At 60.5% G+C, this 14,255-nt stretch carries 11 protein-coding genes and 2 tRNA genes; 9 read left to right on the plus strand and 4 right to left on the minus strand.

Annotated features, from left to right (window positions below):
* Window positions 1–6 precede the first annotated feature (6 nt).
* Complete coding sequence (locus tag HH302_RS04305) at window positions 7–1,929, minus strand: PrkA family serine protein kinase (RefSeq protein WP_172198681.1); 1,923 nt, start codon at window positions 1,927–1,929, stop codon at window positions 7–9.
* 448 nt (window positions 1,930–2,377) lie between these two features.
* Between HH302_RS04305 and tig the strand changes: the two genes are divergently transcribed.
* From tig to HH302_RS04345, 8 genes are all read left to right on the plus strand, one after another.
* Window positions 2,378–3,688: a trigger factor gene (tig, locus tag HH302_RS04310; RefSeq protein ID WP_172198685.1), complete on the plus strand. Its 1,311-nt coding sequence runs from the start codon at window positions 2,378–2,380 to the stop codon at window positions 3,686–3,688.
* A gap of 13 nt (window positions 3,689–3,701) precedes the next feature.
* A complete protein-coding gene (clpP, locus tag HH302_RS04315; protein ID WP_172198688.1) occupies window positions 3,702–4,352 on the plus strand; it encodes an ATP-dependent Clp endopeptidase proteolytic subunit ClpP in 651 nt (216 codons plus the stop codon).
* A 28-nt stretch (window positions 4,353–4,380) separates the two neighbouring features.
* Window positions 4,381–5,646 (plus strand): ATP-dependent Clp protease ATP-binding subunit ClpX, encoded by a 1,266-nt coding sequence (clpX, locus tag HH302_RS04320; RefSeq protein ID WP_172198691.1) that lies wholly within the window; start codon window positions 4,381–4,383, stop codon window positions 5,644–5,646.
* Window positions 5,647–5,724: 78 nt separating this feature from the next.
* A complete protein-coding gene (gene lon, locus HH302_RS04325) occupies window positions 5,725–8,142 on the plus strand; it encodes an endopeptidase La (RefSeq protein WP_172198694.1) in 2,418 nt (805 codons plus the stop codon).
* 212 nt (window positions 8,143–8,354) lie between these two features.
* Window positions 8,355–8,642: an HU family DNA-binding protein gene (locus tag HH302_RS04330; RefSeq protein ID WP_281391263.1), complete on the plus strand. Its 288-nt coding sequence runs from the start codon at window positions 8,355–8,357 to the stop codon at window positions 8,640–8,642.
* Between the two features lie 46 nt (window positions 8,643–8,688).
* Window positions 8,689–8,764, plus strand: a tRNA-Val gene (locus HH302_RS04335).
* Window positions 8,765–8,788: 24 nt separating this feature from the next.
* A tRNA-Asp gene (locus HH302_RS04340) sits at window positions 8,789–8,865 on the plus strand.
* Between the two features lie 65 nt (window positions 8,866–8,930).
* Window positions 8,931–10,829: a SurA N-terminal domain-containing protein gene (locus tag HH302_RS04345; RefSeq protein WP_172198697.1), complete on the plus strand. Its 1,899-nt coding sequence runs from the start codon at window positions 8,931–8,933 to the stop codon at window positions 10,827–10,829.
* 95 nt (window positions 10,830–10,924) lie between these two features.
* On the opposite strand, the gene fabI is transcribed toward HH302_RS04345, so the two are convergent.
* Complete coding sequence (fabI, locus tag HH302_RS04350; protein WP_172198701.1) at window positions 10,925–11,710, minus strand: enoyl-ACP reductase FabI; 786 nt, start codon at window positions 11,708–11,710, stop codon at window positions 10,925–10,927.
* A 115-nt stretch (window positions 11,711–11,825) separates the two neighbouring features.
* Between fabI and HH302_RS04355 the strand changes: the two genes are divergently transcribed.
* On the plus strand, window positions 11,826–13,022 hold the full coding sequence (locus tag HH302_RS04355; protein WP_172198704.1) for a methyltransferase: 1,197 nt from the start codon (window positions 11,826–11,828) through the stop codon (window positions 13,020–13,022).
* Between the two features lie 6 nt (window positions 13,023–13,028).
* On the opposite strand, the gene HH302_RS04360 is transcribed toward HH302_RS04355, so the two are convergent.
* Together HH302_RS04360 and lexA are read right to left on the minus strand one after the other, a co-directional pair.
* Window positions 13,029–13,652, minus strand: coding sequence for a hypothetical protein (locus HH302_RS04360; protein WP_172198707.1), 624 nt, complete (start codon window positions 13,650–13,652; stop codon window positions 13,029–13,031).
* A complete protein-coding gene (lexA, locus tag HH302_RS04365) occupies window positions 13,649–14,251 on the minus strand; it encodes a transcriptional repressor LexA (RefSeq protein WP_172198710.1) in 603 nt (200 codons plus the stop codon). Before lexA ends, HH302_RS04360 begins: the two co-directional genes overlap by 4 nt.
* Between the last annotated feature and the right edge of the window lie 4 nt (window positions 14,252–14,255).

Genomic DNA, 14,255 nt, shown 5'->3' on the forward strand with positions numbered 1-14,255 from the left:
TGGCGATCAGGAAGACTTGCGAACGCGCAAGTACCAGTCGCACAGCAGCCGTACCTGGTTCTCGGTGTAACCCTTGGTGATCATGCGATTGACGAAGTCCTGGTGCTTCTTCTGTTCCTCCTGGCTGCCCTTGGGCGTGAAGGAAATCACCGGCAGCAAATCCTCGGTGTTCGAGAACATCTTCTTCTCGATCACGGCACGCAGCTTCTCGTACGACGTCCAGCTCGGGTTCTTGCCATTGTTCTTGGCGCGCGCCCGCAGCACGAAGTTCACCACCTCGTTGCGGAAGTCCTTCGGATTGCTGATGCCAGCCGGCTTCTCGATCTTCTCCAACTCATCGTTGAGCGCAGACCGATCGAAGATCTCCCCTGTGTTCGGATCGCGGTACTCCTGATCCTGGATCCAGAAGTCCGCATAGATCACATAGCGATCAAAGATGTTCTGCCCATACTCCGAGTAACTCTCGAGGTAGGCGGTCTGGATTTCCTTGCCGATGAACTCGGCGTAGCGGGGCGCGAGGAACTCCTTGATGAAGGCGTTGTAGCGCTGCTCGACCTCAGGCGGGAACTGCTCCTGCTCGATTTGTTGTTCCAGCACGTACATCAGGTGCACCGGATTGGCCGCAACTTCGCGGTGGTCGAAGTTGAACACCCGCGACAGCACTTTGAACGCGAAGCGGGTCGAGAGCCCGGCCATCCCCTCATCCACGCCAGCATAGTCGCGGTACTCCTGATACGACTTGGCTTTCGGGTCGGTGTCCTTCAGGTTTTCGCCGTCATACACACGCATCTTCGAATAGATGCTGGAGTTCTCCGGCTCTTTCAGGCGCGACAGCGCAACGAACTGGGCGAGCATCTTCAGCGTGTCCGGTGCGCAGGGCGCGGCCGACAGCGAGCTGTTCTGCAACAGCTTCTCGTAGATCCGGATCTCTTCCGACACCCGCAGGCAGTAGGGCACCTTCACCGTGTAGATGCGGTCGAGGAAGGCTTCGTTGTTGCGGTTGTTGCGGAACTGGATCCATTCGGATTCGTTCGAGTGCGCGAGGATGATGCCGTCGAAGGGAATCGCGCCGAATCCTTCCGTTCCCTTGTAGTTGCCTTCTTGCGTGGCGGTCAGCAGCGGGTGCAGCACCTTGATCGGCGCCTTGAACATTTCGACGAATTCAAGCAGGCCACGGTTCGCGAGGCACAGGCCGCCCGAATACGAGTAGGCATCCGGGTCGCTCTGCGAATAGCGGTCGAGCATGCGGATGTCGACCTTGCCAACCAGCGAAGAAATGTCCTGGTTGTTCTCGTCGCCCGGCTCCGTCTTGGCCACCGCAGTCTGGTGCAGCGCGGACGGGCGCAGCTTCACGACGCGGAACTTCGTGATGTCGCCGTTGAATTCATGCAGGCGCTTGACCGCCCATGGCGACATGATCGTGTTGAGGTAGCGGGCAGGGATGCCGTAGTCGTCCTGCAGGATCCGCCCATCCTCCTTGAGATCGAAGAGCCCCAACGGCGATTCGTGCACCGGCGAACCCTTGATGGCATAGAAGGGCATCTTCTCGATCAGGGTCTTCAGCCGTTCGGCCAGCGATGACTTTCCACCACCCACCGGCCCGAGCAGGTAGAGAATCTGCTTCTTCTCTTCGAGGCCCTGCGCCGCGTGCCGGAAGTAGGAGACGATGTTCTCGATCGCCTCTTCCATGCCGTAGAACTCGCGGAAGGCCGGGTAGATCTTGATGACCTTGTTGGAGAAGATCCGCGACATCCGCGGGTCGAGCCGCGTATCGAGCATCTCTGGCTCGCCAATCGCCATCAGCATGCGTTCGGCCGCGGTGGCGTAAGCGAGTGGATCGGACCGGCAAAGTTCGAGGTACTCCTGGATCGAGAGTTCCTCTTCCTTCGTGGCGTCGAATCGGGCCTGGTAGCTTGCGAAGATGCTCATGACCGAACCTCCTCCTCATGCCGTCCGATGGGATCGGACTGGCGCCGCACATGAGTTGCAATAACGGTTTTGCTGCCGGAAAAGTTGAGGTGATCGCAAAACGCCCCTGTGCGAGGACAGGCGTTCATTGAGTCTGGTTCCCTTAACAATAATCTGCCAGCCGGTTTTTGCGACGGTGTGTGGCGATGTTGCCAGTGCGTTGTCCGGACGCGTTTCGGTGGCGGTCCTGCGGGGCCCGCAGTTCTCCATTGAAAACAATGGCTTGGCCATGCGCGTTGGCCCTGTAGGGATGGTGCGGGTCGAGCCGGCGTGCTGTGGTAGCATTAAAGGTTTCGAGAACCACCGAAAATTACTGGCGGGCTCTCTGTCCTCCTGTGTCTCGCCGTACCGGCGACGCCACGGATAGGTGGCGGGGCGCCCTTCTGTCGTCATCCAAGGAATCAACTGAATGCAGACCAACGAAGTGACGCTTGGCGCACTCGAGCGCCGCATCGACATGTCCGTGACTGTCGCCGACGTCGAACGCGAAGTCGAAGCGCGCCTGAAGAAGCTCTCCCGCACTGTCAAGATGCCCGGTTTCCGTCCGGGCAAGGTGCCGTTCAAGATCGTCTCGCAGACGTATGGTCCGCAGGCGCGCTCCGAGGCGATCGGCGCCGCGGTTGAAAAGGCGTTCGGCGAGAAGGTGCGCGAGCAGAACCTGCGCGTTGCAGGCTATCCGCGCATCGAAGCGAAGCCGGGCAATGCGGCCGAAGTGCTTGAGTTCTCGGCGACCTTCGAGGTGTATCCGGAAATCGCACTGGCCGACATCAGCGGCAAGTCGATCGAGCGCCCGGTCCTGACCGTCGGCGAGGCTGAAGTCGATCGCACGATCGAGATCCTGCGCAAACAGCGCACGACCTTCGAGGCAGCCGATCGCGCCGCCGAAGAGGGTGATCGCGTGACCGTCGACTTCGTCGGCAAGAAGGACGGCGAGCCGTTCCAGGGCGGCACCGCCGAAGATTTCCCGTTCGTGATCGGCGCCGGGAACATGCTCGCCGATTTCGAGTCGCAGGTTAAGGGGCTCAAGGCTGGCGACAGCAAGACCTTCGATCTGACCTTCCCGGCCGAATATCAGGCGCAGGATCTTGCCGGCAAGACCGTGCAGTTCGACGTTACCGTGAAGAAGGTTGAAGCGCCGAAATTGCCGGAAGTTGACGGCGAATTCGCCAAGACCCTCGGTGTGGCCGACGGCGACGTCGCAAAGATGCGTGAAGAAGTGAAGGCCAACCTCGAGCGCGAAGTTCGTCGTCGTATCCAGGCGCGCGTCAAGGAGCAGGCGATGAACCTGCTGCTCGAAGCAAACCCGGTCGATGTGCCGAAGGCTCTGGTCGAGACCGAGAGCGCGCAACTGGCTGACAACGCGCGTCAGGATTTTGCTCAGCGCGGCATGGATGTGTCGAAAATGCCGATTGAACCGGCCTGGTTTGCCGATCAAGCGGTGCGTCGCGTGAAGCTGGGCCTTGTGCTCGCTGAAGTCGTGAAGAAGAATGAACTCCACGCTAAGCCGGAACAGATCCGCGCGATGGTCGACGACTACGCGTCGAGCTTCGAGGATCCGGCCGAAGTCGTGAAGTGGTACTACTCGCAACCGCAGCGCCTGGCGCAAGCGGAAGCTATCGTGATTGAAGACAACGTGGTCGAGTGGGTGCTCAAGACGGCGCAAGCGACGGACACTCCGGTTGCTTTCGACGAACTGATGGGCAACAACACCGGCCGCTAAGCGGAAGGGCTATATGAACCGTAACCGAACCAGCGCTTCGTGGCAGTCGGACTGGGAACCCCAGGGTCTTGGTCTGGTGCCGATGGTCGTCGAGCAGAGCGGTCGTGGCGAGCGTGCCTACGACATCTACTCGCGCCTGCTGAAGGAGCGCATCGTCTTCCTCGTCGGCCCGGTCAATGACGCGACCGCCAATCTGGTGGTCGCCCAGTTGCTGTTCCTTGAGGCAGACAATCCGGACAAGGATATCTACTTCTACATCAACTCCCCCGGGGGGTCGGTTACGGCCGGCATGGCGATTTTCGACACCATGCAGTTCATCAAGCCCGACGTCAGTACGCTGTGCGTCGGGCAGGCGGCAAGCATGGGCGCGTTCCTGCTGGCTGCCGGCGCGAAGGGCAAGCGGATCTCGCTGCCCAACTCGCGCATCATGATTCATCAGCCGCTGGGTGGTTTCCAGGGGCAGGCGTCCGATATCGAAATCCACGCGCGCGAGATTCTCTCGCTGCGTGCCAAGCTCAATGACATTCTGGCTCGTAACACCGGGCAGACGGTCGAGCAGATCGAGCGTGACACCGATCGCGACAATTTCATGTCGGCCGAGGACGCCGTGACCTACGGCTTGGTCGACAAGGTGTTGTCGAGCCGGGTTCAGGTCGGCGAGTAAAGAAGACGTAATTTAGCGAGACGCGAGCATGGCTGAAAAAAAGACCGGCGGTGAAAAGCTGCTGTATTGCTCGTTCTGCGGCAAGAGCCAGCACGAGGTCCGCAAGCTGATTGCGGGCCCGTCGGTGTTCATCTGCGACGAGTGCATCGAGCTGTGCAACGACATCATTCGTGATGAAGTCGGCGGTGATGCCACGGCCAAGGCCGATCGTGCAGACTTGCCGACCCCGAAAGAGATCGGTGCGATTCTCGACCAGTATGTGATCGGGCAGGATCCAGCAAAGCGGATTCTTTCTGTTGCCGTTTACAACCACTACAAGCGCCTGCGCCACCAGTCGCGCAGCGATGATGTCGAAATCTCGAAGAGCAATATCCTGCTGATCGGCCCGACCGGCTCCGGCAAGACTCTGCTCGCCCAAACCCTGGCACGTCTGCTGAACGTGCCGTTCGTAATGGCCGACGCGACCACGCTGACCGAGGCGGGTTACGTTGGCGAAGACGTCGAGAACATCATCCAGAAGCTGCTGCAGAAGTGCGACTACGACGTCGAGAAGGCGCAGCAGGGCATCGTCTACATCGACGAAATCGACAAGATTTCGCGTAAGGCGGACAACCCGTCGATCACGCGCGATGTGTCGGGCGAGGGCGTGCAGCAGGCGCTGTTGAAGCTAATTGAAGGTACGGTTGCTGCCGTGCCGCCGCAGGGCGGGCGCAAGCATCCGAACCAGGATTTCGTACAGGTCGATACGACGAACATCCTGTTCATCTGTGGCGGTGCGTTCGACGGGTTGGAAAAAGTCATCCGCAATCGCTCCGAAACGGTGGGTATTGGCTTTGGCGCTTCCGTGAAGAGCCGGGACTCCCGCAACGTCGGTGAAGCATTGCGTGCAGTCGAGCCGGAGGATCTGATCAAGTACGGTCTTATCCCCGAATTCATCGGTCGTCTGCCAGTCGTCGCGACCTTGCAGGAACTCGATGAAGCCGCCCTGATCCAGATTCTGGTCGAGCCGAAGAACGCACTCGTCAAGCAATATCAGAAGCTGTTCTCGATGGAAGGCGTCGAACTGGAAGTGCGGCCGACCGCGCTGCAAGCGATTGCACGCAAGGCGCTCAAGCGCAAGACGGGCGCGCGTGGGCTTCGCTCGATCATCGAAGCGACGTTGCTCGACATCATGTACGAGCTGCCCGGTATGGAAAACGTGTCCAAGGTCGTCGTCGACGACAGCACGATCGAAGGTACCGGACAGCCGATTCTCATCTACGCTGACCAGCCGAAGGTTTCCGGCTCCAACTGATCCGGCCCTCAACAGGTCGGCTTGAAACGCGCACCGGGGATCCCCATATCCCCGGTACTCGCCAAGAAGGAAACGGACATGTCAAGCTTGCCTGACCTCCCCCAGGAACAGATCGAACTCCCGCTGCTGCCGCTGCGGGATGTGGTCGTGTTCCCCCACATGGTTATTCCGTTGTTCGTCGGGCGCCCGAAGTCGATCAAGGCGCTTGAAAATGCAATGGAGGCCGGCAAGAGCATTTTGCTTGTTGCCCAGAAGTCTGCCGCGAAGGATGAGCCGAGCGCCGAGGATCTCTACGAGATCGGCTGTATCGCCAACATCCTTCAGATGCTCAAGCTGCCCGATGGCACGGTCAAAGTGCTGGTTGAAGGGACGCAGCGAGCCCAGCTGAATGCGGTCGAAGACCAGCGCACGGTATTTGTTGCACAGGTTGTGCCGCTCAAGGGCGACGAAGTTCAGAACCATGAAGTCGAGGCCATGCGCCGCGCGATCCTCGCGCAATTCGACCAGTACGTGAAGCTGAACAAGAAGATTCCGCCGGAGATCCTGACTTCGCTGTCAGGTATCGACGAACCGGGCCGCCTTGCTGACACCATCGCCGCGCACTTGCCGCTCAAGCTTGAGCAGAAGCAGAGCATTCTCGAGCTCGTCAGTGTCATCGAACGGATGGAGCGTCTGCTTTCTCAGCTTGAGACCGAGCTGGACATCCTGCAGGTCGAAAAGCGCATCCGTGGTCGCGTCAAGCGCCAGATGGAGAAGAGTCAGCGCGAGTACTACCTAAACGAGCAGGTTAAGGCGATTCAGAAGGAGCTCGGCGAGGGCGAAGAGGGCGCGGACCTCGAGGATCTTGAGAAAAAGATCAAGGCGTCTGGGATGAGCAAGGAGGCGACCGCAAAGGCGCAGTCCGAGCTCAAGAAGCTCAAGATGATGTCGCCGATGTCGGCGGAAGCAACGGTCGTTCGTAACTTCATCGAGACGCTCGTCGGCCTGCCGTGGAAAAAGAAGTCACGCATCAGCAAGGATCTCGCCGAGGCGCAGAAGATCCTCGACAAGGATCATCATGGCCTCGAGAAGGTCAAGGAGCGGATTCTTGAGTACCTTGCTGTCCAGCAGCGTGTCGACAAACTGAAGGCGCCGATTCTGTGCCTTGTCGGCCCTCCGGGTGTCGGCAAGACTTCGCTCGGTCAATCGATCGCGAAAGCGACAAACCGCAAGTTCGTTCGCATGAGTCTGGGTGGTGTGCGCGATGAGGCCGAAATTCGTGGCCATCGCCGGACCTACATTGGCTCCATGCCGGGCAAAATTCTGCAGAACATGACCAAGGTTGCGGTTCGTAACCCGTTGTTCCTGCTGGATGAAGTGGACAAGATGGGTGCCGATTTCCGTGGCGACCCAAGCTCGGCCCTGCTTGAGGTGCTTGATCCGGAGCAGAACAGCACCTTCGTCGATCACTACGTCGAGGTGGAGTACGACCTCTCGGACGTCATGTTCGTTGCGACGGCAAACAGCCTGAACATCCCGGCGCCGTTGCTGGATCGCATGGAAATCATCCGGCTGTCTGGCTACACCGAAGATGAGAAGGTGAGCATTGCGCAGCGCTATCTGCTTCCGAAGCAGATGAAGAACAACGGGCTCAAGCGCGAAGAGTTGTCGGTAACCGAGGATGCAATCCGCGACATCGTTCGCTTCTACACCCGAGAGGCCGGCGTGCGGAGCCTTGAGCGCGAGATCTCGAAGATCTGCCGCAAGGTCGTCAAGTCGATCGTGCTTCGTGCCCGTAGCAGCAAGATCGTGGTGAACGCCAAGAACCTCGACAAGTACCTCGGTGTGCGCCGCTACATGTTTGGCGTTGCCGAGAAAGACAATCAGGTCGGCCAGGTCACCGGTCTTGCCTGGACCGAAGTGGGTGGCGAGCTGCTGACGATTGAGTCGGTCGTCCTGCCGGGCAAGGGCAAGGTCCTGACGACCGGCAAGCTGGGTGAAGTGATGCAGGAGTCGATTCAGGCTGCGCTGTCTGTGGTGCGAAAGCGCGCCAAACAGCTTGGCATCGCTGACGACTTCTATCAGAAGAGCGATATTCACATTCACCTGCCCGAGGGCGCGACGCCGAAAGATGGCCCGTCGGCGGGCATTGCGATTGCCACCGCCTTGGTGTCGGTGCTGACCGGCATCCCGGTCCGGGCTGACGTCGCGATGACGGGCGAGATCACCCTGCGTGGTGAGGTGTTGGCAATCGGCGGCCTGAAGGAGAAGCTGTTCGCGGCGGTTCGTGGTGGTATCCGGACCGCGCTGATTCCTGAGGAAAACGTCAAGGATCTTCAGGATCTGCCTCCTGAGATTCGCGACCGCCTGGAAATCGTGCCGGTGAAGTGGATCGATAAGGTGCTGGAGCTTGCGCTGGAGCGCAAACCGGAGCCGATCGACGAGGTTGTCACGGAGGATGCCGCGACGCCGCCACAGGCTGAGGGTGAGCTGTCGGCGGCGCTCTTGAAACACTGATCCGGCCGCTGGCACTAGAAGAGGACCGGACACTTTTTGAAGTGTCCGGTCCTTTGTTTTTCTGGCGCCTGACCCTGCTCAGCCTTGCCGCAAAGCGGCTTGACACCGTGCTTTCGGCTCGTTTATAAAGCCCTGACAGGCTTGTGGATGCGTGGGGTGCCGAAACCCGCGCCAGCATTGGCTTGCAGGATCCCATTTCCCACTACCGAAGAATTGAGGGGGCTTTTGTGAACAAATCCGAGTTGATCGAGGTCATCGCAAAGCAGGCCGAAATTTCCAAGGCAGCAGCAGGGCGCGCGCTGGACGCGACGATCGCTGCAGTCAAGCAGTCGCTCAAAAAGGGCAACGACGTGACGTTGGTTGGTTTTGGTACGTTCTCCGTCGGCAAGCGCGCAGCGCGTACCGGGCGTAATCCGAGAACTGGCGCGACCATCAAGATCAAGGCGGCTAAGGTTCCGAAGTTCCGCCCTGGCAAAGCGCTCAAGGATGCGGTAAACTAATTCGCTTTACTGATTGCCGCAGATTTACGGCGGCGCTCAGCAGAGCGGGTGCTTAGCTCAGTTGGTAGAGCGTCGCCCTTACAAGGCGAATGTCGGCGGTTCGAGCCCGTCAGCACCCACCAGCCCTTGGCTGGACAACTAGGCGCGGAGTGGTAGTTCAGTCGGTTAGAATACCGGCCTGTCACGCCGGGGGTCGCGGGTTCGAGTCCCGTCCACTCCGCCAAATCGAGGCGAACGTGAGTTCGCCTTTTTTGTATCCATAACTTTTCTTGGTCCCCCGATCGCAGCATGTTCGACGCAGTCCGCAACAATAAGCGCATTGTCCAGGTGCTCCTGGCGCTCATCGCGATTACTTTCGCGTTTTTCGGCATCGAGTCCTATCTGCAGAATATCGGGCGCGATGATTTTGTGGCCAAGGTTGGCCGTAGCAAGGTCACCCAGCAGGAGCTCGATCAGGCGCTGCGCGAAGAGCAGGACCGTCTGCGTAGCCAGATGGGTGAGGCTTTCGATCCGGCGATGCTGCAGCGCCCTGAGCTGAAGCGCTCGGTGGTTGAGGGGCTCGTCAATCAGCGCCTGCTCCACTTGCAGCTGGATGCAAATGCGATGCGCGCTGCACCCGACGCTTTGCGTCAGGCGATCGCAGGCATTCCCGCGTTCCAAGAGAACGGCAAGTTTTCGCCGAAGCGTTACGAGCAGATGCTCGCCGCGCGCGGTTACTCGGTCGATCGATTCGAGTCTGGCCTTGCGCAGGATCTGGCCCAGCAGCAACTGATTGGCGGCCTTGCCCGGTCGGCGATTGTACCGGCGGCGACGATCGATCGTTGGCTTGAGCTTCAGGATGAAAGCCGCGAAGTCTCGATGTGGTCTCTCTCGGCAGCCACTTACGTTCCGCAGGTCAAACTCGCGGATGGCGCTGCCAAGAAGGAATACGAGGCCAATCGCTCGCGTTTCGAGACGCCGGAGCAGATCAAGGTCGAGTACGTGCTCCTCTCGCAAGACGAGTTGGCCGCGCAGGCCACCGTGAGCGATGACGAAATCCGCAAGCAGTACGATGCCAACAAGGATCGTTACTCGGCGCCGGAAGAGCGCCGCGCGCGCCACATTCTGATCGAAGCGGCGAAGGATGCCGGCGCATCCAAGCGTGCTGCGGCCAAGGAAAAGGCGGAGGCGCTCCTCAAGCAATTGCAGCAGAAGCCGGATAGCTTCGCCGCGCTTGCAAAAGCCAACTCGCAGGATCCGGGTTCGGCCGCGAATGGTGGCGATCTCGGGTTCTTCGGCCGAGGCGCGATGGTCAAGCCGTTTGAAGATGCTGCGTACTCACTCAAGCCGGGGCAGTTGAGCGGCGTTGTTGAAACCGACTACGGCTATCACATCATCCGTCTGGAAGAAGTGCGTGGTGGCGGTACCAAGTCCTTCGATCAGGCCAAGGCCGAGATTGCGCAGGAACTGAAGCGTGCGGCTGCAGCGAAACGCTACGCGGAAATCGCCGACAGTTTTGGCAATACCGTGTACGAACAGCCGGACAGCCTCAAGCCGGCGGCCGACAAGTACAAGCTCGCGCTGCACCAGAGTGACTGGATCATCAAGGGTAGCAAGGGACCTGCGCCGTTCGACAATGAGAAAGTCATGGCTGCGTTGTTCGCAGCGGATGCCTTGAAGAATCGACGCAATACGGAAGCCATTGACTTGGGTAACAACACGCTCGTGTCGCTCCGCGTGGTTGAGCACAAGCCGGCGGCAGTGCGTCCGTTCGAAGAGGTGCGTGCAGCCATTGAACAGAAGCTGACCACAGAGGAAGCAATCAAGCTGGCAGCCAAAGATGGCGAAGCGCAGATCGCAAAGCTCAGCAAGGGCGAGGCGGTTGACGCCAAGTGGGGGCCGAGTGGTGCGGTTTCGCGTGGTAAGCCGGGCCCGCTTCCGCTTGAGGCGCTGAAGGCGGTCTTCCGGACGCCGGTCGACAAATTGCCGGCCTATGTGGGCGTGGCGGTACCGAACCAAGGCTTCGCCGTGTTCCGTATCAGCCAGGTGACGAAGCCGCAACTCGCGGCGAATGACCCGCGCCGCACTGCGCTTGCCGGTCAGTACGGCCGCCTGCTTGCAGAAGAGGATCTGCGTGCCTACGTTCAGGCGCTCAAGGATCGCTATTCGGTGAAGTTCAGCGCCAAGGCCTTCGAGGCGAAGGACTGATAGCGTTTCTGCCGTTGAATAGAGAAACGGGCCCAATCGGGCCCGTTTCTTTTTGCCTGTGAGGTGCCGTCAGCGCGACGGCACCTGTTTGGCGACTATTCTGCTGCGGCCAATGCGGTGGTATTGAAACCGCCATCGACATACATGATCTCGCCTGTGATGCCGGAGGCCAGGTCCGAGCACAGGAAGGCGGCGGCGTTGCCGACTTCTTCAATCGTGACATTGCGACGCAGCGGCGCATTCCGTTCGTTGAATGCCAACAGTTTGCCGAAATTGCCGATGCCCGATGCAGCAAGGGTCTTGATCGGCCCGGCGGAAATGGCGTTTACGCGGGTACCCTCTGGGCCGACGCAGGTTGCCATGTAGCGCACCGACGCCTCAAGGCTTGCCTTGGCGAGGCCCATAACGTTGTAGTTCGGCAGGGAGCGAACCGCGCCCAGATAGGACATCGTCAGCAAGCAGCCGTTGCGCCCTTTCATGAGTGGGCGTGCGGCCTTGGCGAGCGCAGGGAAGCTGTATGCGGAGACTTCCTGGGCGGTTCGGAATGCGTCGCGCGAGAAGCCGTCGAGGAAGTCGCCCTCAAGCGCGTCGCTGGGCGCGAACGCGATCGAATGCACAAGGCTATCCAGGCCGTCCCAGCGCTTGGCAATCGCGTCGAACAGGTCCCTGATCTGCGCGTCGTCGGCGACGTCGCAGGGGAAGATCATGTCCGAATCGAACTCTGCCGCGAACTTGCTGATCCGCTCATGGAAACGGTCGTTCTGGTAGGTGAAGGCAAGGTGTGCGCCCTCACGATGCATGGCCTTGGCAATACCGTAAGCAATCGAGCGATTGCTGAGCAGGCCGCAGATGAGGATGCGTTTGCCGGCGAGAAAACCCATATACAGTCTCCTTGTTGCGGACCCGGGATTATATCGGAGGTCCGCGCTGAACCCTTAACCCTGTCACGGCCGCAATGAAGGGCCATTGATACAAGTATATGAATTGCTGGAAGGTATGACGGAGGCCCTCACGAATCAGGCGATCACAGCGAGGCGGATCCAACTGGAATCCGTGCTGCTTGCGGCGGCCCCGCTCTGGCGCGAGATGCCGTTTCGCATCGAACGGCCGCAGTGGGTGGATGCGTTCCCGGAACTTGATGCCGAGCTTCAGTGTATGCCCATGGACGCGCTGGCGCAGCTACTTGGCAACAACAGTGCTTTGGTTCAATGGCTCTCGGATCGTGTGGCGATTCCCGGCTATCGCTCGGGTCTGATTCATGTGGCAGCGCTTGCCCGAGTTGGCGGCAATGTTGAGGCTCGTTCCGCATGGGGTGTGCCCGGGCGAAAGCTGGCGCAGATCGAGGCGTTCGCGAGTGCGGTTGGTAAGCCGCCGGCGGCCGTACTCGAATGGTGTGCGGGCAAGGGGCACCTCGGGCGTCTTGTCGCGATGACCCGTGGTGTGGACGTAACGTCGCTTGAGATCGATCCGGCGCTGTGTCACGCGGGAGAACGATTGGCCGAGCGCGCCAGGGCTGCAGGGCAGACCTTTGTGGTGGGTGACGCGCTAAGGCCAGAAGCCGCGGCGATGGTGGCTGGGCGTTACGTGATGGCGCTGCATGCCTGTGGCGACCTGCATCGCGACCTGGTCAGTGCGGCGGCGGGGGGCGGCGCAGCGGGGGTGGCGATAGCTCCGTGTTGCTACTACCGCTTACGAGAGACCGAATACCGCCCGTTTTCTTCCGACTCCCGGTTGCGGGTGTCTCGCGATGAACTCCACCTCGCGGTGACCGAGACCGTTACAGCGCCGGACCGCAACGTCCGAGAGCGGGATCGCGCTGCGCAATGGAAGCTCGCCTTTGTGGCATGGCGCGAGGCCTCGGGCGGCGGCTATCGAACGTTCAAACCGGTGCCGTCGGCCTGGATGCTTCAGCCTTTTTCCGAATTCATGGCGCGCATCTGCGATCGGGAGGGGCTAGCGAGTCCGCCGTCGTCGGCATTGTCTGGACTGCTCAAAGAAGGCCAGCGTCGATTCGACGTGATGATGCGGCGATCGGCCGTCCGCCTCGCGTTTCGACGGGTGATGGAGTTGTGGCTGGTCTGCGACCTTGCGACGCCCCTGATCGACGCCGGGTTCCGTGTGTCGATTGACGCTTTCTGTGACCGCATGCTGACGCCGCGCAATTTGCTGCTGAACGCCACGGCGCCGGGCTGACCACACCTATCTCGGAGCGCCTTCGGGCTTAATTTGTTGGTTGAGTGCCTGTGCTGCGGCCGGCTCTATAGTGACGCGCGTCCGATATGCAAGCCAACGTGAGCGCCAGAAGTAGGCAGCCAGACCCGCTAGGGCAGCGGCAGCCAGCAACCAGAAGGTGACGTTCTCCCAGAAGGCGAGGGGGTCGCTGCTGATGCTGAAATGATGTTCGATCGGCTGGCGGATCGTAATCCCGCCGGTGAGGAGGGCCCGCAAGGCTTTTGAGGCGGGCCAGCTGGCCGGGAGCAGGCTGGTCATGACGGCGCCGATCGTACAGACCAAGTCGGCCGCGTTGGCGCGGCTTTGCCGTCCGGGGCGGATATTGCTCTCGGTGCGCAGGAAAAGCGCCGCAACGAGGCTGGCGATAGTGCCGAGCGGTAGCGCGATGAGGCCGAGCCCGAATGCGGTGGCTGCCGCAAGGAACGCAGCGCCTTCAAGCGCTGCGATGTGGGACCAGGTTGGCAAGAGCTGCCAACCGAGCAGTGCGGTCGGGATCGCCAAGACCAGAGTCAGCAAGAAAAAACGGCGGCTGCGGGCAAGCAAACGCTCGCCATCGCTCAGGGGCAAAGGGCTGGGCACGGTGCTGATCAATGGAAGCCGTTGCGAATCAGGCCAACGACAATGCCTTCCAACTGAAACTCGTCAGGGTGGGGTTCGATTGGCGCGAAGTCCGGGTTCTCGGCCAGCAGGCGGATACTGCTGCCGCGACGCTCGAGCCGTTTCACGGTGACGTCGTCGCCGAGCCGTGCAACCACGATCTGGCCATTGCGGGCCTCAGGCGTGCGATGAACCGCGATCAGATCGCCATCAAGAATGCCTGCATCGCGCATCGATAGCCCCTTGACCCGCAGCAGATAGTCGGCCGCAGGTGCAAACATCGCGGGATCCACATCAAGGCGCTGCTCGAGGTTTTCGCTGGCAAGAATCGGGCTGCCCGCGGCGACACGGCCCACCACCGGCAGGCCCGTTTCTTCAAGCAGGCGGATACCCCGTGCTCGCCCTTCTTCCATCGCGATCGCGCCTTTTCTGACCAGCGCTTTCAGGTGTTCTTCCGCAGCATTGGGCGAGCGGAAGCCGAAAGCCTCACAGATCTCGATCCGTGTCGGAGGGCGGCCCTCTGTTCTAACGGTGCGCCGAATCAGGTCGAGGATTTCGGCCTGGCGAGGGGTAAGGTCGGATGCGTGCGTCATGACT

Source organism: Niveibacterium sp. COAC-50, assembly GCF_013184235.1.
Classification (GTDB): domain Bacteria; phylum Pseudomonadota; class Gammaproteobacteria; order Burkholderiales; family Rhodocyclaceae; genus Niveibacterium; species Niveibacterium microcysteis.

Coding starts and splice junctions, on each gene's coding strand:
- lexA (WP_172198710.1), bottom strand. CDS start 14,251: ATGACGCACGCATCCGACCTTACCCCTCGCCAGGCCGAAATCCTCGAC.
- tig (WP_172198685.1), top strand. CDS start 2,378: ATGCAGACCAACGAAGTGACGCTTGGCGCACTCGAGCGCCGCATCGAC.
- clpX (WP_172198691.1), top strand. CDS start 4,381: ATGGCTGAAAAAAAGACCGGCGGTGAAAAGCTGCTGTATTGCTCGTTC.
- lon (WP_172198694.1), top strand. CDS start 5,725: ATGTCAAGCTTGCCTGACCTCCCCCAGGAACAGATCGAACTCCCGCTG.
- fabI (WP_172198701.1), bottom strand. CDS start 11,710: ATGGGTTTTCTCGCCGGCAAACGCATCCTCATCTGCGGCCTGCTCAGC.
- HH302_RS04305 (WP_172198681.1), bottom strand. CDS start 1,929: ATGAGCATCTTCGCAAGCTACCAGGCCCGATTCGACGCCACGAAGGAA.
- clpP (WP_172198688.1), top strand. CDS start 3,702: ATGAACCGTAACCGAACCAGCGCTTCGTGGCAGTCGGACTGGGAACCC.
- HH302_RS04355 (WP_172198704.1), top strand. CDS start 11,826: ATGACGGAGGCCCTCACGAATCAGGCGATCACAGCGAGGCGGATCCAA.
- HH302_RS04345 (WP_172198697.1), top strand. CDS start 8,931: ATGTTCGACGCAGTCCGCAACAATAAGCGCATTGTCCAGGTGCTCCTG.